Raw genomic sequence first — 17,280 nt, forward strand, 5'->3', positions numbered from 1 at the left:
GTACCCATCGATCCGCCCGGGCACGGTCGCAGTCGGCCTGGTATTGGGCGGGGTCCAGGGTGGCGGTGTAGCGACGCAGCCAGGCCCGCAGCTCACCGAGAGTCATTCTCGCTGCCGCTGCGGCGGCCGCAGCATCGAAGGCCTCACAGTGCGCAGCCCGGATCAGGGTGGTGGCGGTGGTGGTGATCGCGCGCAGTCGGGCGGTGTCGATGATCCCGGCCAGATAGATCTTCCAAGTGACCGGCAGGGTGGTCCGGGCGGTGCGGGCGGCGGTCAGCATCCCGGAGGCGACCTGTTCGCTGACTCCGAGGATGTGGGCGGTGTCACCGGTGGCGGCCTCCCGCAGGGCGCGGCGGGTGTGATGGTCAACTCCGGCGGCGTCAGCTTCTCGGGCTCTGCGGTCTTGGTAGTCCAGCAGTCCGGTCAGCGCTTGGGCTTCGGTCTGTCGGGTGGTGATGATCAGTGCTCGGGCGTGGGAGAGTTCTGGTTCTTGGGCCAGGTGCGCGGCCCGGGCGGGCCAGAACACGGAGCCAGCATCACCAGAACCAGCAGCAGCGTGATCGGCACGAAAGTCGTCGCCGTGCTGGCTGTGCTGGCTGTGCTGGCCGTGCTGGTCTGGGTGCTGGTTCACCCCGTCCTGGTCCTCCATGTCTCCCACGCTATCCACCTCCTCTGACGCGTCCCGGAGCGGCTGAATCTGACCTCCAGATCGCGCCCCGCCTCGGCTGTGCCTCCGGCGCGTTCCGATCTCCTCCGGTGTGCTCCAGACCCTACGACCAGGCACTGACGCAGCCGGAAATGGCCACGTCCCCCCGCGCCGTCGTTCCCCGCCCTGCACAGCAGATGAACAGCTTCTGCGAATTGCGTGAATCTGGGAACAGTCTCCTGGGCCCGCGCGTTCTGTACGGATGGAACCCGTGATCCCGCCGCACCGTGGCCCTCACCGCGGACGGCGGTTCCGACGAGAGGAGTTCACTGATGACCCACCACACCGAGTCAGTCGCCCCCGAGGGCATCTCGATCGACGGCAAGACCATCGCACTGCTGGTGACGGACGGCGTGGAGCTGCCGGAGCTCACGGAGCCGCTGGCGGCAATCCGTGGGGCGGGAGGTACCCCGAAGATCGTGTCTCCGAAGGAGAGCTCCCTTCAGGCTATGAAGGGAGACTGGGAGCACGCGGACCACTTCGATGTCGACCATCAGCTCGGCACCGTCAGTGCCTCCGACTTCGACGCGCTGGTGCTGCCCGGCGGCACGCTCAATGCTGACTCCCTGCGCATCGATGAGAAGGCCCAGGAGTTCGTCTCCGGCTTCTTCAGCGAATCCAAGCCGGTGGCGGCGATCTGTCACGGTCCCTGGATCCTCACCGAGGTCGGCCAGGTTTCCGGCCGGCGGATGACCAGCTACGCAGCGCTGCGTACAGACCTGAGCAATGCCGGGGCGCAGTGGGTGGACGAGGAGGTCGTCGTCGACGGCGGCGTGGTCACCTCCCGCACTCCGAAGGATCTCGACGCCTTCAACCGCGCCTTCCTGGAGCTCGTCGCGGCAAGGGCCTGAGTCTTTCAGGGGCCGCTCGTTCCGCCTCTGGAGTTTCCGCCTCAGAAGTGAAACGATTCACGTCACGTGAAGCTCACCTGAGGAGGACCCATGCGTCGCGTCTGTTTCCAGCTGCAGGTCAGGCCGGACCGGATCGAGGAGTATACGGAGCGTCATGCCGCCGTCTGGCCAGAGATGCTGCGCGCGCTCAAGCGCTCCGGCTGGCACAACTACTCCCTGTTCCTGCGGGAGGACGGTCTGCTCATCGGCTACGTCGAGGTGGAGTCTCTGGAGGCCGCTCAGGCGGCCATGGAGGCCGAAGAGGTCAATGCCCGGTGGCAGGCGGAGATGTCCGAGTTCTTCGTCGAGCTCGACGGAGCCCGTCCGGACACCGGATTCCTGGAGCTGAGGGAGGTCTTCCATCTGGAGGACCAGCTCACCGACGCCGACGACGACGGCGCCCGCTGACGCCGCCGCCGAAGGGCAGGGGTGCTCGTGCTCACTCGCCGACGGCGGCCCGTGCTTCCGTCAGCCACTGTTCCGCCGCGTCCTCCGGTGAGGCGCCGTGGTGCAGCAGCTGGTCGATGACCCGCGGGGTGATGTCCTCGATCGCCGTGGAGCCGGCCGGGCCGATCCAGCGGGGAGCAGGGTCACGCTCCGCGACCTCCTCCACATAGTCCACCTCGGCCTGCTGGTTCTCGTCCAGGGAGCCTCGAGGGTCTCGCGCATGGCGGGACTGTCCGGGACTCCGCGTTCCAGTCCCAGGATCTCCACGGCCTGCTCGGAGTTGACCAGGAAGTCGACGAGCTGCGCTGCGGCGTCGGGGTCCGGGGTGTCGGCGGCGATCGCATAGAACTGTGAGGACTGCTGCCAGACGCCGGGGGTCGACGACTCACCGGGCAGCGGCCACAGCTCGAGGTCCTCGCCCACGGACTGGGAGAACGTGGAGAGGAAATTGCTCCAGTCGATGGTCATCGCGACCTGGCCGGTGGCCAGCAGCGTCTCCTCCGGGGCCGCGCCCTCCTGGGAGATCCGGCGGCTCACCGAGTGGGAGAGGCGGTGGGACTTCGGCGGTCACGGGACGCTCGACTTCGAGGTCGAGGTGTTCGGCTCGGAGGCCCAGCCGGATGGTCGCGTGCGCGTCGACCTCCGGGCCTTCGGAGAGCGACGCAGCATCGTCATGGATCAGGAGCTGCGAGCTCTGGGGGAGGGGCCCACGTCCCCCTGGCCGGACGGGCTCGACGTGGTGCGCGGCGACTTCCCGGGGCTGCAGGTGAATATGCTGCACGGCCGGGGAGTCGGCTCCGGCGGAGGGCGGTACGTGCTGCGCTGGGAAAGCCTGCCGGAGAACCGGGACCGGCCCTATGCGGATCACCCGCAGGGCGGACCGTTGGAGGTGGTGCGCCTGCCTGAGGTGCAGGACGGGCCCGCCGGTTGACACGCCTGTGACCATCATCATACGATGCTCGCAGGTTTTGAAACGATTTACTACCGGCAGGACTGAGGACCATGACGACATTCGCAGAGATCGCTCCGCAGCTGGAGGGCCAGGCGATCGAGGTGCCCTCCTGGGCCTACGGCAACTCCGGGACGCGGTTCAAGGTCTTCGGCACGGCCGGCACCCCGCGCACGGTGGAGGAGAAGATCGCCGACGCCGCCACGGTGAACCGCTTCACCGGTCTGGCGCCGAAGGTCGCGCTGCACATTCCGTGGGACCTGGTGGACGACTTCGCCGCGCTGCGCCGCTATGCCGAGGACCTGGGCGTGGAGCTGGGCACCATCAACTCCAACACCTTCCAGGACGACGACTACAAGTTCGGCGGTCTGACCCACCACGACCCCGCCATCCGGCAGAAGGCGATCGACCACCACCTGCAGTGCCTCGAGGTCATGAACGCCACCGGATCGCGGGATCTGAAGATCTGGCTGGCCGACGGTTCCAATTATCCGGGACAGGCGGACATCCGCGGTCGCCAGGACCGGCTGGCCGAGTCCCTGCAGACCATCTATGCCCAGCTCAGCGGCGACCAGCGCCTGGTGCTGGAGTACAAGTTCTTCGAGCCGGCGTTCTACCACACCGACGTCCCGGACTGGGGCACTGCACTGGCGCACGTGCAGGCCCTCGGGGACAACGCCACCGTCTGCCTGGACACCGGGCATCACGCCCCGGGCACCAACATCGAGTTCATCGTCGCCCAGCTGCTGCGGCTCGGGAAGCTCGGCGCCTTCGACTTCAACTCCCGGTTCTACGCCGACGACGACCTGATCGTCGGCGCGGCCGACCCCTTCCAGCTCTTCCGCATCCTCTTCGAGGTCATCCGCGGCGGCGGCTACGGCCCGGGCTCCGAGGTCGCCTTCATGCTGGACCAGTGCCACAACGTGGAGAAGAAGATCCCGGGCCAGATCCGCAGCGTGCTCAACGTCCAGGAGATGACGGCCCGCGCACTGCTGGTGGACCGTGAGGTGCTCGGGCAGGCTCAGCAGGCCGGAGACGTGCTGGGCGCCCACGAGGTCTTCATGGACGCCTTCTACACCGACGTCCGCGCTGACCTCGCCGCCTGGCGGGAGTCCCGCGGGCTGCCGGCGAACCCGATGCGAGCCTACGCCGAGTCCGGCCACCAGGAGCAGATCGAGGCCGAGCGCGTCGGCGGCACCCAGGTGGGCTGGGGCGCCTGATGCGCGCCGCCGTCGGGGCTCTGGACGCCGTCGAGGCGCAGGACCACACGCTGGCCGGCCCGCACGGGTCGCTGCCGGTGCGTCTCTACCGCAGGCAGCCCCCTGCGGCGGCGCAGCCGGGACCGGCGCTGGTGTGGGCCCACGGCGGCGGCTTCGCCTACGGCGACCTGGAGATGGCCGAGGCCGACTGGGTGGCCCGATCCCTGGCCGCCCGCGGGATTCCCGTCGTCTCCGTCGACTACCGGCTGGCTCCGCCGTTCGAGGCTCTCGACGCCGCTGACCTGCACCAGGGCGAGCCCGAGACTGGAGTGCGCTTCCCTGTGCCGGGGGAGGAGCTGGCGGCGGCCTTCGACTGGACCGCGCGCAGGCCGTCGAGATCGGGGCGGACCCGGAGCGGATCAGCCTCGGTGGAGCGAGCGCCGGCGCGAACCTGGCCGCCGGCGCGTGCTGACCCGCCTGGCCCGGACCACGGGCGACGACGACGAGCACCCCGCCCGGCCGCTGCCGGCCCATCTGCTCCTCGCCTACCCCACCCTGCACGCCGTCCAGCCACCTACGCCTGCGGATCTCCGCGCGCTCCTCGACGCCGATCCGGAGGCCGACCGCTTCGGCCCCGAGCCGGTGCGCCGCATGTACGAGAACTACCTGGCCGCCGGCCGAGGACGCCCCCGTGGCCGCCGTGCCCGGGACCGCCGACGTCGGCCAGCTGGCCGGGCACCCGCCGACCACCCTCGCCACCGGCGAGGTCGACGAGCTGCGCGTCTCCGCCGAGACCTACGCGGAGTCCCTGCGGCAGGCCGGCGTCGACGTGGACCTCCGGATGGTGCCCGGCGTCCGGCACGGCCATCTCAACCGGCCCCACGAAGGGCCAGCGGCCGCACAGGCGGCGCAGCAGACCATCGAGCAGTTCGCCGCGCGGCTGCTCCGCACGCCCTGAGACCCTGACTCACCCACAGAAGGATCACTCATGACGAACCCCACCGTCGCTGACCTCATCACCCGGTCCAACCGGCTCGGAGCCGACCCGAAGAACACCAACTACGCCGGCGGCAACACCTCCGCCAAGGGCGTCGACGTCGACCCTGTCACTGGGGAGGAGGTCGAGCTGCTCTGGGTCAAGGGCTCCGGCGGCGACCTCGGCACCCTGAAGGAGTCCGGCCTGGCCACCCTGCGCCTGGACCGCATGCGCGCCATGGTGGGCACCTACCCGGGCGTGGAACGCGAAGATGAGATGGTCGCCGCCTTCGACTACTGCCTGCACGGCAAGGGCGGGGCCGCGCCGTCGATCGACACCGCCATGCACGGGCTGGTGGACGCCGCCCATGTGGACCACCTGCACCCGGACTCGGGCATCGCGATCGCCACCGCCGCCGACGGCGAGGAGCTGACCCGCACCATCTTCGGGGACAAGGTCGTCTGGGTGCCGTGGCGCCGTCCCGGGTTCCAGCTGGGCCTCGACATCGCCGAGATCAAGGAGAAGAACCCGCAGGCGATCGGCTGCATCCTGGGCGGCCACGGCATCACCGCCTGGGGCGACACCTCCGAGGAGTCCGAGCAGAACTCCCTGTGGATCATCGACACCGCCGCCGCCTATATCGAGAAGCACTCCCGGCCGGAGCCCTTCGGCCCGGCGCTGGACGGCTACGGCGCCCTGCCCGCGGATCAGCGCCGCGCCAAGCCGCCGCGCTGATGCCCACCATCCGCGCCATCGCCAGTGCGGACAAGCCGCAGGTCGGCCACTTCTCCGATGACGACGTCGTCCTGGACTTCCTCTCCCACGCCGAGCACCCGCGACTCGCGGAGCTGGGCACCTCGTGCCCGGACCACTTCCTGCGCACCAAGGTCAAGCCGCTGGTGCTGGACCTGCCCGCAGACGCCGCCGTCGATGACGCCAAGGCCCGTCTGCTGGAGCTGCACGAGGCCTACCGGAAGGACTACCAGGCCTACTACGACCGTCACGCCGACGCGGACAGCCCCGCGATCCGCGGCGCCGACCCGGCGATCATCCTCATCCCCGGGGTGGGCATGTTCTCCTTCGGCAAGGACAAGCAGACCGCCCGGGTGGCCGGCGAGTTCTACCTCAACGCCATCAACGTGATGCGCGGCGCCGAAGGGCTGTCCCGCTACGCGCCCATCGACGAGCGGGAGAAGTTCCGCATCGAGTACTGGGCGCTGGAGGAGGCCAAGCTGCAGTGCATGCCGAAGCCCAAGCCGCTGGCCACCCGCATCGCGCTGGTGACCGGGGCCGCCTCCGGCATCGGCAAGGCCATCGCCACCCGTCTGGCGGCTGAAGGCGCCGTCGTCGCCATCGCAGACCTGGATCTGGAGAAGGCCCAGGCGGTCGCCGCCGAGCTGGGCGGCCCGGACAAGGCCATCGGCGTCGCCGCCGACGTCTCCGACGAGGCCGCCGTGCAGGCCGCCGTCGATGAGACCCTGCTGGCGTTCGGAGGCTGGACATCGTGGTCAACAACGCCGGCCTCTCGCTGAGCAAGTCCCTGCTGGAGACCACCGCCAAGGACTGGGATCTGCAGCACAACGTGATGGCCAAGGGCTCCTTCCTGGTGTCCAAGACGGCGGCGAAGGCGCTCATCGACCAGGGCCTGGGCGGAGACATCCTCTACATCTCCTCGAAGAACTCCGTGTTCGCCGGCCCGAACAACATCGCCTACTCCGCCACCAAGGCCGACCAGGCCCACCAGGTGCGGCTGCTGGCCGCCGAGCTGGGAGAGCACCAGATCCGCGTCAACGGCATCAACCCCGACGGCGTGGTGCAGGGCTCCGGCATCTTCTCCTCCGGCTGGGGCGCCAACCGAGCCAAGACCTACGGCATCGAGGAGAAGGACCTGGGCAGGTTCTACGCCCAGCGCACCATCCTCAAGCGCGAGGTGCTGCCGGAGAACGTCGCCAACGCGGCCTTCGCCCTGGTCAGCTCGGACCTGTCCCACACCACCGGGCTGCACGTGCCGGTCGACGCCGGCGTCGCCGCCGCCTTCCTGCGCTGAGCCGCAGCCCGAGCGAGAGGCAGACTCGATGAGCACGACGACGCAGCCGACCACCCAGCATGCGGCCGTGGACCTCGGCGCCTCCAGCGGGCGCGTGGTCCTGGGTCAGGTGGGTCCGGACACGCTGCAGCTGACGGAGGTGTCCCGCTTCTCCAACGGGCCGGTGCACCTGCCCGACGGGCTGCGGTGGGACCTCATCGGCCTGTTCGACCACGCCCTGACGGGGCTGGGCGAGGCGGTCCGTGTCGCCGACGACGACGGCGGCCTCGCCTCGGTGGGCATCGACTCCTGGGCGGTGGACTACGGTCTGCTGGCCCGCGCGGCGGCGACGGCGGCCTGGCCCTGCTGGGCGCCCCGTTCCACTACCGGGACGAGCGCACCGCCGCCGGTGTGGAGGCGGTGCACCGACGGGTCCCCTTCGCCGAGCTGTACCGGCGCAACGGTCTGCAGTTCCTCCCGTTCAACACCCTCTACCAGCTGGCCGCCGACGAGCTGCTGGCCGGGCCGGCGGGGGCGGCCGTGGAGCGCGCCCTGCTGGTGCCCGACCTGCTGGGCCAGTGGCTCACCGGCGAGGCGACGGCGGAGGCCACCAACGCCTCCACCACCGGGCTGGTCAACGTGGACACCCAGGACTGGGACCATGAGCTGATCACGACACTCGGGCTGCCGGCCGGGCTGTTCCCGGACATCGCCGCACCCGGCACCACGCTGGGGGAGACTCGTGACCAGCTGGCCCCGTTCCTGGGCGGACAGCGGCTGCCGGTGACCCTGGTGGGGTCCCATGACACCGCCAGCGCGATCGTCGGCACCCCGCTGTCCTCCCCGCACGCCGCCTACATCTCCTGCGGCACCTGGGGGCTGGTGGGGCTCGAGCTGGATCAGGCCGTGGTCACCGAGGCCAGCCGGGAGGCGAACTTCACCAATGAGGGCGGCGTGGACGGCCGCTTCCGCTTCCTCACCAACGTGATGGGCACCTGGCTGCTCTCTGAGACCCTGCGCACCTGGGAGCGTCAGACCGGCCGGGCCCAGGACCTGGGGGCGCTGCTGGAGGCCGCGGAACAGGTGCCCGCCGCCGACGTCGTGATCATCGACGTCCAGGACGAACGCTTCGTCGCCCCCGGCGACATGCCCGCCCGGATCGCGGACTGGTGCACCGAGCACGACCAGCCGACCCCCGGCTCCGAGCCCGCCCTGGTGCGCTGCATCGTGGAGTCCATCGCCGCAGGCTTCGCCCGCGCCCTCGACGACGCCGCCCGGCTGGCCGAGAGGAGGGTCGACGTCGTGCACGTGGTCGGCGGAGGGTCGCTGAACGCCCTGCTGTGCCAGGCCACGGCGGACCGCAGCGGTCTCGACGTCGTCGCCGGCCCGGTGGAGGCCACCGCCATCGGCAACCTGCTCATCCAGGCGCGCACCGCCGGGACGCTCAGCGGCGAGCTGGAGGACCTGCGCGAGCTGATCACCCGCAGCCACTCGCCGACGAGGTACCGGCCGCAGGCCTGACCCTCGGCGGCCCGGCGTGCCGGAGAGGGATCATCCGTGGTCGCGACGCATCGCGGGAAGCGCGTCGACGGCGAAGCGGATGTGTTCCTCCACGAGATCTTGGCTCCGTCTGCTGTCACGGGCCAGGATCGCATCATGGATCTGGCGGTGCTGTTCCTGGAGGGAGGTCCGAAGCTCCTCCGGTCCGTCCTCGGCGCGGAACGCGTCCAGAATCGCCAGCCGGAGGGAGCTGCGGATCGCGGTGGTCAGGTCCGCGACAAGTCGATTGCCGGCAGCCTCTGCGATGGCCACGTGGAAGGCCGTGTCGGCGTCGTTGAAGGCTTCCAGCGACTCGGCATCCTCCAGTGCGGTGAGCGCCTCGGTGATCGTGGCCTGCTGCGTGTCGTCCGCCTGCTCCGAGGCCAGTTTCGCACTCGCCCGCTCCAAGGCGATGCGGGCCTCGACGACGTCGTCGAGGGGGAAGCTGGACAGCCCGATGTGCATGCGCAGCAGACGGGTCAGGCCCTTGCTCGGCAGGGCGGTGACAGTGGTGCCCGCTGACCGGCCCGACCCCACTTGGGACTGCAGCACCCCCTGGGACTCCAGGATCCTGATGGCTTCCCGCACACTGGCTCGGCTCACCTGGAGCCGTGCAGCCAGGTCCCGTTCGGGGGGCAGGGTGTCGCCGACGGCGAGCCGACCGGCCATGACCTGCTCCTCGATGGCGTCCAGGACCTGCTCGTGTGCTCGGCTGCGTGTGATCGGGTCCCACGTGATCGGCGTGCGGGGGGAATCGGAGGTGGGGTCGGACATAGCTTCCTTTCTACCACCGTGCGTCCTGTCTGCCGCCGTCGGGCCGCAGCCTACTGTCCATCGTCGACGCGACTGCGCCGCGTCAGCCAGAACCCGGCGGCCGGCAGACCCGCTGCGAGGACGGCGAGCGCGATGGTGCCGAGATTCCAGCCCACGCCATGGGCCAGGATATAGCTGATGGCTCCCGCCGCCGTGCAGTAGTAGAGGGTGACCGGCAGGACTTTGCGCAGAAGGTCTCCCTCCCTGCCGAGGAGCCCCACGGTGGCGGAGGCTGCGACGATGTTGTGGACTGAGATGGGGTTGCCTCCGGCACCGCCGACGGCCTGTCCTGCCACGACGATCTCCGGGTTCACCCCGATCTGCGTGCCGGTGTGCCACTGGAACTGAGCGAAGGTCAGGTTGGAGATCGTGTTGGAGCCGGCGACGAACGCTCCCAGAGCGCCGAGGAAAGGTGCCATGAAGGGCCACAGGCCGCCGGAGACGGCGGAGGCGCCCTCCGCCAGGATCACCGGCATGCTCTCCAGGCCGGAGTCGTTGATCCCGGATTGGAGCAGGACCCTCACCAGCGGGACGGCGAAGAGCAGGGCGAGCGCCGTGCCCGCGATCTGTCGACCGGCGACCCGCCACGTCTGGAGGATCTGGGGGCCGGACATCCGGTAGATCCCGTAGCCGCAGGCCACCGCCAGCAGGAGCATGAACCCGGGCAGGTAGAACGGGTCCACGGTGGGGCTGATGCCGCCGACGCCGAGCAGGTCCTCCAGGGGGAAGCGGGTCAGTCCGGGGCGGGTGAGGAGTTCGGTGAGCGGGTCGAGGATGCGCGTGGCGACGAGGAGGCCCGCGAGCACCAGGTACGGCGTCCAGGCCTGGAGCGTCGTGATCCGCCGGGTGGTCGTCGTGGCGCCCTCATCGGCGGTCATGCGGCCGCTCCAGCGGATGTCCCACTCGCTGCGGCGGGCGAACTCGAAGGTCGTCTTGGGCATCAGGAAGCCCTTCGACGAGGTCACCATGACCAGGACCAGCCCCGCGAGACCGCCCAGGAGGGAGGGGAATTCCGGTCCCATGAAGCTCGCGACCAGGACGGAGGGGATGGTGACCGCCAGCGAGGCATAGATGGCGAACGGCGCGATCCTCAGGCCGTCGGCGAAGCTCCGGTGCGGTCCGAACAGGCCTGTGAGCAGTGTGACGATCAGCAGCGGAATCAGCAGCCCCACCACCGCGTGGATGAGGGCCACCTGCAGACCGATCTCAGCGACGTACTCCGGGTAGGTCATGGACTTCTCCGCCAGGCGTGTCTGCAGAGAGCTGGAGCTCTCGTCCAGCCCGTGGCCGACGCCGATGAGGATGGGGGTTCCGACGGCGCCGAAGCTGACGGGGGTGGTCTGGACGATGAGGCCCACCATGACTGCAGCCATGGCGGGGAAGCCCATGGCCAGCAGCAGGGGGGCGACGACGGCGGCGGTGGTGCCGAAGCCGGAGGCGCCCTCGATGAACGAGCCGAAGCACCAGCCGATGATGATCGCTTGGACCCGGCGATCCGGGGAGATGCGGTCGAATCCGGTCTTGATCGTCTCCATCGCGCCGGATCCCACGACGGTGGCGAGCAGAAGGAGCGCGCCGAAGACGATGTACAGCATCGTGCCGGCGATGATGAGGCCTTCCAGGGAGGCCGCGGCGATCGTCGTCGGCGCCATGTCCCAGGTGAGCCAGGCGATGCAGACGGCCACGACATACCCGAGCGGCATCGCGAACTTCGCGGGCCATCGGAAGACGGCGAGCAGGATGCCGACGGTGAGGATCGGTGTGAGGGCCAGCATGCTGTACCAAGCGACGGAGTCCATGAGGTGTCCCTTCGACGAAGTGCTCGATGTGGCTTGCTAGATATGTGGTCTGACCACAGGACGATACGGTCAGATGTGATCTGCGTCAATGTCTCCGGCGTGGATGATCGGCGCGGACGACCGGGATGGAGTCGTGGGCCGAGGCATTGACGGCGGCGATGTGGCGCGCATAACCTTTGTGTGGTCAGACCACATAACTGAGTGAGAACCGTGCAGAGGAGCCCCCATGGTTGAGCGTCGCCTCCCCAAACCCCGTGACCTTGCGCCGCTGATGCAGTTCAAGAAGTTCGACGTCAATGCGTCTCGGCGGCGGTTGAACGCGGCGCTGACCATCGAGGATCTGCGCCGGATCGCGAAGCGGCGGACCCCGAAGGCCGCCTTCGACTACACCGACGGCGCGGCCGAGGGCGAGCTCTCCATGCACCGGGCGCGGCAGGCCTTCGAGGACGTGCAGTTCAACCCCTCGATCCTGCGGGACGTCTCCGAGGTGGACACCTCCACCACGATCTTCGGCGGGCCCTCGGCCCAGCCCTTCGGGATCGCGCCCACCGGGTTCACCCGGCTGATGCAGACCGAAGGCGAGACTGCCGGGGCCTCGGCCGCCGGCGCGGCGGGGATCCCGTTCACGCTCTCCACGCTGGGAACCACCTCCATCGAGGATGTGAAGAAGGCCAACCCGCACGGGCGGAACTGGTTCCAGCTGTACGTGATGAAGCAGCGGGAGATCTCCTACGGCCTGGTGGAGCGCGCCGCGGCCGCCGGATTCGACACCCTGTTCTTCACCGTGGACACCCCGGTGGCCGGGGCCCGGCTGCGGGACAAGCGCAACGGGTTCTCCATCCCGCCGCAGCTGAGCCTGGGCACCGTGATCAACGCGATCCCGCGGCCCTGGTGGTGGATCGACTTCCTGACCACCCCGCCGCTGGAGTTCGCCTCGCTGTCCTCCACCGGGGGGACCGTCGGCGAGCTGCTGGACTCCGCCATGGACCCGTCCATCAGCTTCGACGACCTGACGATCATCCGGGAACTGTTCCCCGGCAAGATCGTCGTCAAGGGCGTCCAGAACGTGGAGGACGCCAAGAGCCTGGCGGATCTGGGCGTCGACGGCATCGTGCTCTCCAACCACGGAGGCCGTCAGCTGGACCGGGCGCCGATCCCGTTCCACCTGCTGCCTGAGGTGGTCCGCGAGGTCGGAGACGACCTCGAGGTCACCATGGACACCGGCATCATGAACGGCGCCGACGTCGTCGCCGCCCTGGCCATGGGGGCGAAGTTCACCTTCGTGGGACGGGCGTACCTGTACGGGCTCATGGCCGGCGGCCGTGCCGGAGTGGACCGGACCATCGAGATCCTCAGTGAGCAGGTGGAGCGGACCATGCGGTTGCTGGAGGTCTCCACGGTCGAAGAGCTCGAGCCGAAGCACGTCACCCAGCTGCAGCGCCTGGTGCTGCGGGAGGCGTCGACGGTCAGGACGCCGAGCCGTGGGCGGCCATCGTCAGCAGGCTGAACAGCGTCATGGCGATGACCGCCAGGATGAGGATGCCGACGACGATCTCGATCCACGCCACCACGACCACCCAGCGGAGGGGCTCGCCTCCCAGGCGCCGGGTCCTGCGCACCAGGATCAGCGCCATCGGACCCAGAAGCATCGGCAGGAGCACCAGCCCCACCAGGACGGTCACGACGGCGCGGTCCGCCGCCCGCTGAGCGGCGGTGAAGCGGTGGACCGGAGGGGCAGGCGGTGCGAGCGCGCTGTGCTGCGGCGAGCAGGTCATGGAGCTGCCCTCCTCACAGTCCGCCGGTGGCCAGGATGATGAGCCCCAACACCACCGGGATCAGCGTCAGCACACCGATCGCCAGGGATATCCACCCGAGCACCAGGCCGGGCAGAGCGCGGTGGCCGTTCCGCCGCGCCCGGACGGCGAATCCGATGGCGACCGGCCCCAGCACGATGTGCAGGAAGAACAGCCCCACGATGCCCAGCGCCAGGGAGACCGACGCATCACGCTCGGCATTCTGAGCCTGCGGGTTCGGCGGCGGAGGCATGGGCGGTCCGGCCGGTGGAGGGGCGGGCAGCGCCCCCTGCGGAGGGGCGGGCATCGGGATCTGACCTGGAGTCACATGCGGTGGCTGGCTCATGCCTCCACGGTAGCCAGATCCGAGGGGCCTGGCAGGCCCCCACCGGCAGCCTGTGGAAAACGCGACTGGGGAGGGCCTGGAGGGGAGGGCCCAGGGATCAGCGCCCGGCGTCGGAGGGCTCCCGGGCGGGCTCCTCGCCGGGCACCGCCAGCAGATCCGCGACGGCGCATCGCCGTGCCGCAGCGGCCCGGGCTCGGCGTGGACCTGGACCGGAATCGCCTGGAGGAGGCCCATGAGCTCTACCTGCGGGAAGGGCTCGGTGCCCGCGACGACGCGGTGGCCATGCAGTATCTCGTCCCGGGCTGGGAGTTCGATCCCAAGCGTCCCTGCCTGCTGCGCTGACCTTCCTGCTGAGCTGACCTGCAGAGGTGGCGCGCTGTAGGGTGCGGGTGGATGCTCCGCCGCCGGCGGGCACGGCCAGCGAAGGAGGGTGAGTGGAGGGCGTTCTCCTCGGTTTCAGCGTGGTGGCGGTGCTCGTGCTCATCGGCGCCGGCACCGCGGCGATCGCCCCGCAGAAGGCCCGCTCTGCGCAGCGCGGGGTCACGCCGTTGGTCTACTACATCACCAACCCGTGCCTGATGGTGGTGCTGGTCTCCCAGACGGATGTCCGCATGGTGGCCGGACTGTACGCGCCGCTGGCGCTCGGCATCGCCGGGATCACCGCCGTCGTCTTCTCCGCCTATGGCCTGCTGGCGCTGCGACGACGCCGACGTCGGCCGATGCCCGACGGCGACGGCGCCAGAGCCAGCGCCCGTGACGGTGGCGCGTCGGGTGCCGCCACCGGTGCCGACGTCGCGGTGGGAGCGATGGCCTCCTGCTACGTGAACGCCGGCAACATCGGGGTGCCGATCGCGCTCTACATGGTGGGCACCACCGCTCCGGTGGTCTCGGTGCTGCTGGCCCAGCTGCTGGTTCTCGCCCCGCTGTTCCTCACGCTCTTCGGGCTGCTCGGGCGTTCCGGCGGGCCCTCCCGCGCACGGACCATCCTGGGCTCCATGCTGAACCCCGTCACGGTGGGGGTGCTGATCGGGGCGGTCCTCTCTCTGCTGGACCGGCGGCCGCCCGAGGTGATCTGGGAGCCGGTCCGGATGCTGGGGGAGGCCTCCATCCCGCTGATGCTGCTGATCTTCGGCATGGCGCTGTGGCAGGAGCGACCCTTCGCGGTGCGGGAGCGCCGCGTCGACGCCGTGGTGGGCACGGTGTGCAAGGTGGTGGTCATGCCGGTGGTCGCATGGGCGCTCGCCGGCCCGGTCTTCGGGCTGACCGGTGCCGAGCTGCTGGGAGTAGTGGCGATGGCGGCGCTGCCCACCGCACAGAACGTGTTCGTCTTCGGCCTTCACCACTGGATGCCGGTCACCGTGGCCAAGGACGTCACCTTCGCCAGCTCGCTGCTGAGCCTACCGGTGGTGCTGCTGGCCGCCTGGCTGCTCGGCGTGTGATGCGGATCAGCGTCCAGACCTTCACCGGGCCCTGCGGCGCGTGATACGACGTCTCTGAGACCCAGGCACGTCGCGGAGAGGAGCCACCGGGTGACAGCTGCATCGTCCATGCTGCTCCCACGCCTGCAGCAGGCAGGCCTGGACGACGTGGTGCGCGTGGAGCCGGTCGCCGGGGGTCTGGCGGCGACCGCCGGTCTGGCTCACCGCCGCGACGGCACCACGGTGTTCGTGAAGACCTTCGGCGGGCCGCCGGGCGACGATGCCTTCGCCGCGGAGGCTGAGGGGCTCACGGTGCTGGCTGAGGCGGGCGGAGTCGTCACCCCCGAGGTCGTCCTCGCCGACCACGATCTGCTCGTCCTCTCGACGCTGCATCCCCGGCCGGACGCCGAGGTCTTCTGGGAGCGGCTCGCCCATGAGCTGGCCCATCTGCACACCTCCACCCGGCACCCCCGCTTCGGGTGGCACCGCCACAACTGGCTGGGTCGGCGACAGCAGATCAACACCTGGGAGGACGACGGCTTCGAGTTCTTCGCCCAGCACCGACTGCTGCGGTGGCTCGACGAGCCCCGCGTGCACGACGTGCTCGGGGTCGCGGACCGAGCCGCCCTGGAGCGGCTGTGCGACCGACTGCCTGAGCTGCTTCCGGCGGCGCCGGCATGCCTGGTCCACGGTGACCTGTGGGCGCAGAACCTGCTGGCCACCCGGGAGGGCCGGCCGGCACTGATCGATCCGGCGGTGTCCTACACCTGGGCGGAGATCGACCTGGCCCATCTGTGGACGACGGCTCCGCCCCCGGAGGCCGAGACGTTCTTCGAGCTCTATGCCGACCTGACCGGGCTCGACCGGCACTGGGGGGACCGCATGCCGATCCTCCAGCTGCGCCAGCACCTGGCGGTGATCGCCCAGTTCGACACCGACTGGGGTGCCGCCGACGTCGTGCGCGCCACCCTCGCTCCGTTCCGCAGCCTCAGAGCCAGCCCAGCGTCTGGGGGATGACCCACAGGGTGAGCAGGGACAGGACCACGATGCTGATCCAGCTCCAGATGACCACGAATCTGCCGGGGCGGTACCGCGCCGGGATGAACTTCACCGCCACATAGAGGTTCACCGCGAAGAGCACCGGGCTGATCGCGAACGAGACCGCGCCGGCGGCGGGCACCAGCATCGCCGGATTCGGGAACAACGTCAGCGCGATGATCGCGCACACCACCATCACGCCCATCATCACTCGCATCAGGGTCCGCTCGGTCCACCACGGGCGGTCGGCGTGCGGCGCCACCAGCTCGGTCAGGCAGGCCGCGAAGGTCCGAGGGAATCCGTCGAAGATGATCAGCACGGTGGAGAACAGCGCGGCGGAGGCCCCGGCGATGAAGATCGGGAACATCCACACGCCCACGGTGTCGGTGAAGATGTGGGAGATGGCGAGGATGGTGCCCGCACCCTCCGGCTTGTCCTCGCGGGCGAAGAGGATCATCGCCCCCAGCACCAGGTACATGGTCGCGATGATCCAGGAGACGATGTGCCCGATCCGGAAGTCGTAGAGCGCGGCCTTGAACCAGGCGTCGGCGTAGGGACGCACCTCAGCGGGCGTATGCTCCACCGCCTGCGGCCCGAAGACCTCCCGGACGCGCACCATGCCGCGGCGCTTGCTCGTCATCCACAGCGAGGCCCACACGCCGACGCTCAGGTCGGTGGGCATCCAGCCCATGAGCCCGGCGACGAGCAGCGCGGACCCAGCGGGGATGGCCGGCAGCAGCAGGTGACCCCAGGCCTCGCCCTGGACTCCGCCGACCACGAAGGCGACGACGGTGCCGATCACCAGCACGATGGCCAGCACCTTGTTGACCCATTCCAAGCCCCGGTACTTCCCGGCCAGGAGCAGTCCGACGGCCAGCAGGGACAGCACCACGCCGTAGGCCAGCAGGGATCCGACGCCGAAGCTCGCCCACAGCACGGCCGCCGCGGCCGCGACGATCGCCCCGACGGCGGTGCAGCCGATGACGATCGTGGCTGCCAGCACGGCCCAGACCGCCCACTTCTTCGGCCCCGGGATGCGGGTGTAGGCGGAGAGGATGGACTCGCCGGTGGCGGCGGTGTATCGCATAGCCAGCTCGAAGCCCTGCCATTTGAACAGGAACGCCACCGGCAGGACCCACAGGAGCGCGAACTCGAAGTGCGCACCGGCCAGCGGTGCGGTGACCAGGTGGCTGGTCCCCACGCCGGCCATGGCCACCAGCAGGCCGGGTCCGAGGAAGCGCAGGATGCGCAGGCCCCGGACATCGGGATGCTGCTCCATCTCACGGCGATCGGCGGCGGCGTCCTGGCTCATGGTTCGGGTCTCCCTCATCCCTGGGTGCG

At 69.8% G+C, this 17,280-nt stretch carries 16 protein-coding genes and 3 pseudogenes; 11 read left to right on the forward strand and 8 right to left on the reverse strand.

Annotated elements, in window-relative coordinates; translation table 11 throughout:
• Positions 1 to 526 (reverse strand): hypothetical protein (locus BCY76_RS09630; protein ID WP_139827717.1); only part of this gene is annotated, 526 nt, incomplete at its 3' end.
• Between the two features lie 452 nt (positions 527 to 978).
• Between BCY76_RS09630 and BCY76_RS09635 the strand changes: the two genes are divergently transcribed.
• Together BCY76_RS09635 and BCY76_RS09640 are read left to right on the forward strand one after the other, a co-directional pair.
• Complete coding sequence (locus BCY76_RS09635; protein WP_085437589.1) at positions 979 to 1,557, forward strand: type 1 glutamine amidotransferase domain-containing protein; 579 nt, start codon at positions 979 to 981, stop codon at positions 1,555 to 1,557.
• A gap of 90 nt (positions 1,558 to 1,647) precedes the next feature.
• Positions 1,648 to 2,004 carry an L-rhamnose mutarotase gene (locus BCY76_RS09640; RefSeq protein WP_070159036.1) on the forward strand — a complete coding sequence of 119 codons (357 nt, stop codon included), beginning with the start codon at positions 1,648 to 1,650 and terminating at the stop codon, positions 2,002 to 2,004.
• A gap of 31 nt (positions 2,005 to 2,035) precedes the next feature.
• On the opposite strand, the gene BCY76_RS19300 is transcribed toward BCY76_RS09640, so the two are convergent.
• Entirely contained in the window at positions 2,036 to 2,218 is a 183-nt protein-coding gene (locus tag BCY76_RS19300; RefSeq protein ID WP_070159035.1) for a hypothetical protein, read from the reverse strand.
• A gap of 152 nt (positions 2,219 to 2,370) precedes the next feature.
• Positions 2,371 to 2,511: pseudogene (locus tag BCY76_RS20715) on the reverse strand (ABC transporter substrate-binding protein); the annotation flags it as partial.
• Between BCY76_RS20715 and BCY76_RS09650 the strand changes: the two are divergent.
• The 5 genes and pseudogenes from BCY76_RS09650 (at position 2,504) to BCY76_RS09670 (ending at position 8,714) form a co-directional block, all read left to right on the forward strand.
• Positions 2,504 to 2,974, forward strand: a complete 471-nt coding sequence (locus BCY76_RS09650) for a hypothetical protein (RefSeq protein ID WP_070159034.1) — start codon at positions 2,504 to 2,506, stop codon at positions 2,972 to 2,974. The pseudogene BCY76_RS20715 and the gene BCY76_RS09650 sit on opposite strands and share 8 nt — an antisense overlap.
• A 71-nt stretch (positions 2,975 to 3,045) precedes the next feature.
• Positions 3,046 to 4,212, forward strand: a complete 1,167-nt coding sequence (rhaI, locus tag BCY76_RS09655; RefSeq protein ID WP_070159033.1) for an L-rhamnose isomerase — start codon at positions 3,046 to 3,048, stop codon at positions 4,210 to 4,212.
• Positions 4,213 to 4,882: 670 nt separating this feature from the next.
• Positions 4,883 to 5,149 carry an alpha/beta hydrolase gene (locus tag BCY76_RS19305; protein ID WP_237090081.1) on the forward strand — a complete coding sequence of 89 codons (267 nt, stop codon included), beginning with the start codon at positions 4,883 to 4,885 and terminating at the stop codon, positions 5,147 to 5,149.
• A 30-nt stretch (positions 5,150 to 5,179) separates the two neighbouring features.
• Positions 5,180 to 7,214, forward strand: a pseudogene (locus tag BCY76_RS09665) (bifunctional aldolase/short-chain dehydrogenase).
• 399 nt (positions 7,215 to 7,613) lie between these two features.
• Positions 7,614 to 8,714 (forward strand): rhamnulokinase, encoded by a 1,101-nt coding sequence (locus tag BCY76_RS09670; protein ID WP_336582045.1) that lies wholly within the window; start codon positions 7,614 to 7,616, stop codon positions 8,712 to 8,714.
• Positions 8,715 to 8,744: 30 nt separating this feature from the next.
• Here BCY76_RS09670 and BCY76_RS09675 read toward each other — a convergent pair whose 3' ends face one another.
• Positions 8,745 to 9,506, reverse strand: coding sequence for a FadR/GntR family transcriptional regulator (locus BCY76_RS09675; protein WP_085437591.1), 762 nt, complete (start codon positions 9,504 to 9,506; stop codon positions 8,745 to 8,747).
• A gap of 50 nt (positions 9,507 to 9,556) precedes the next feature.
• Complete coding sequence (locus tag BCY76_RS09680) at positions 9,557 to 11,344, reverse strand: L-lactate permease (RefSeq protein ID WP_070159100.1); 1,788 nt, start codon at positions 11,342 to 11,344, stop codon at positions 9,557 to 9,559.
• A 226-nt stretch (positions 11,345 to 11,570) separates the two neighbouring features.
• Here BCY76_RS09680 and BCY76_RS09685 point away from each other — a divergent pair, with 226 nt between their 5' ends.
• On the forward strand, positions 11,571 to 12,851 hold the full coding sequence (locus BCY76_RS09685) for an alpha-hydroxy acid oxidase (RefSeq protein WP_070159099.1): 1,281 nt from the start codon (positions 11,571 to 11,573) through the stop codon (positions 12,849 to 12,851).
• On the opposite strand, the gene BCY76_RS09690 is transcribed toward BCY76_RS09685, so the two are convergent.
• Together BCY76_RS09690 and BCY76_RS09695 are read right to left on the reverse strand one after the other, a co-directional pair.
• Positions 12,811 to 13,119 (reverse strand): hypothetical protein, encoded by a 309-nt coding sequence (locus BCY76_RS09690; protein WP_070159098.1) that lies wholly within the window; start codon positions 13,117 to 13,119, stop codon positions 12,811 to 12,813. The two genes, BCY76_RS09685 and BCY76_RS09690, sit on opposite strands and share 41 nt — an antisense overlap.
• Before the next feature lie 13 nt (positions 13,120 to 13,132).
• The gene (locus BCY76_RS09695; protein ID WP_139827720.1) at positions 13,133 to 13,483 is read right to left on the reverse strand and encodes a hypothetical protein; all 351 of its coding nucleotides are present in this window, start codon (positions 13,481 to 13,483) and stop codon (positions 13,133 to 13,135) included.
• Positions 13,484 to 13,651: 168 nt separating this feature from the next.
• Here BCY76_RS09695 and gudD point away from each other — a divergent pair.
• From gudD to BCY76_RS09710, 3 genes and pseudogenes are all read left to right on the forward strand, one after another.
• A pseudogene (gudD, locus tag BCY76_RS09700) lies at positions 13,652 to 13,825 on the forward strand (glucarate dehydratase); the annotation flags it as partial.
• A 92-nt stretch (positions 13,826 to 13,917) separates the two neighbouring features.
• Positions 13,918 to 14,922: an AEC family transporter gene (locus tag BCY76_RS09705; RefSeq protein WP_070159096.1), complete on the forward strand. Its 1,005-nt coding sequence runs from the start codon at positions 13,918 to 13,920 to the stop codon at positions 14,920 to 14,922.
• Between the two features lie 90 nt (positions 14,923 to 15,012).
• Positions 15,013 to 15,918, forward strand: coding sequence for a fructosamine kinase family protein (locus BCY76_RS09710; protein WP_237090082.1), 906 nt, complete (start codon positions 15,013 to 15,015; stop codon positions 15,916 to 15,918).
• Here the strand turns inward: BCY76_RS09710 and BCY76_RS09715 are convergent.
• Positions 15,890 to 17,251, reverse strand: a complete 1,362-nt coding sequence (locus BCY76_RS09715) for an Nramp family divalent metal transporter (RefSeq protein ID WP_201791110.1) — start codon at positions 17,249 to 17,251, stop codon at positions 15,890 to 15,892. The two genes, BCY76_RS09710 and BCY76_RS09715, sit on opposite strands and share 29 nt — an antisense overlap.
• Positions 17,252 to 17,280: the final 29 nt, after the last annotated feature.

The sequence above is a fragment of the Nesterenkonia sp. PF2B19 genome (genome assembly GCF_001758425.2).
Lineage (GTDB): Bacteria > Actinomycetota > Actinomycetes > Actinomycetales > Micrococcaceae > Nesterenkonia > Nesterenkonia aethiopica.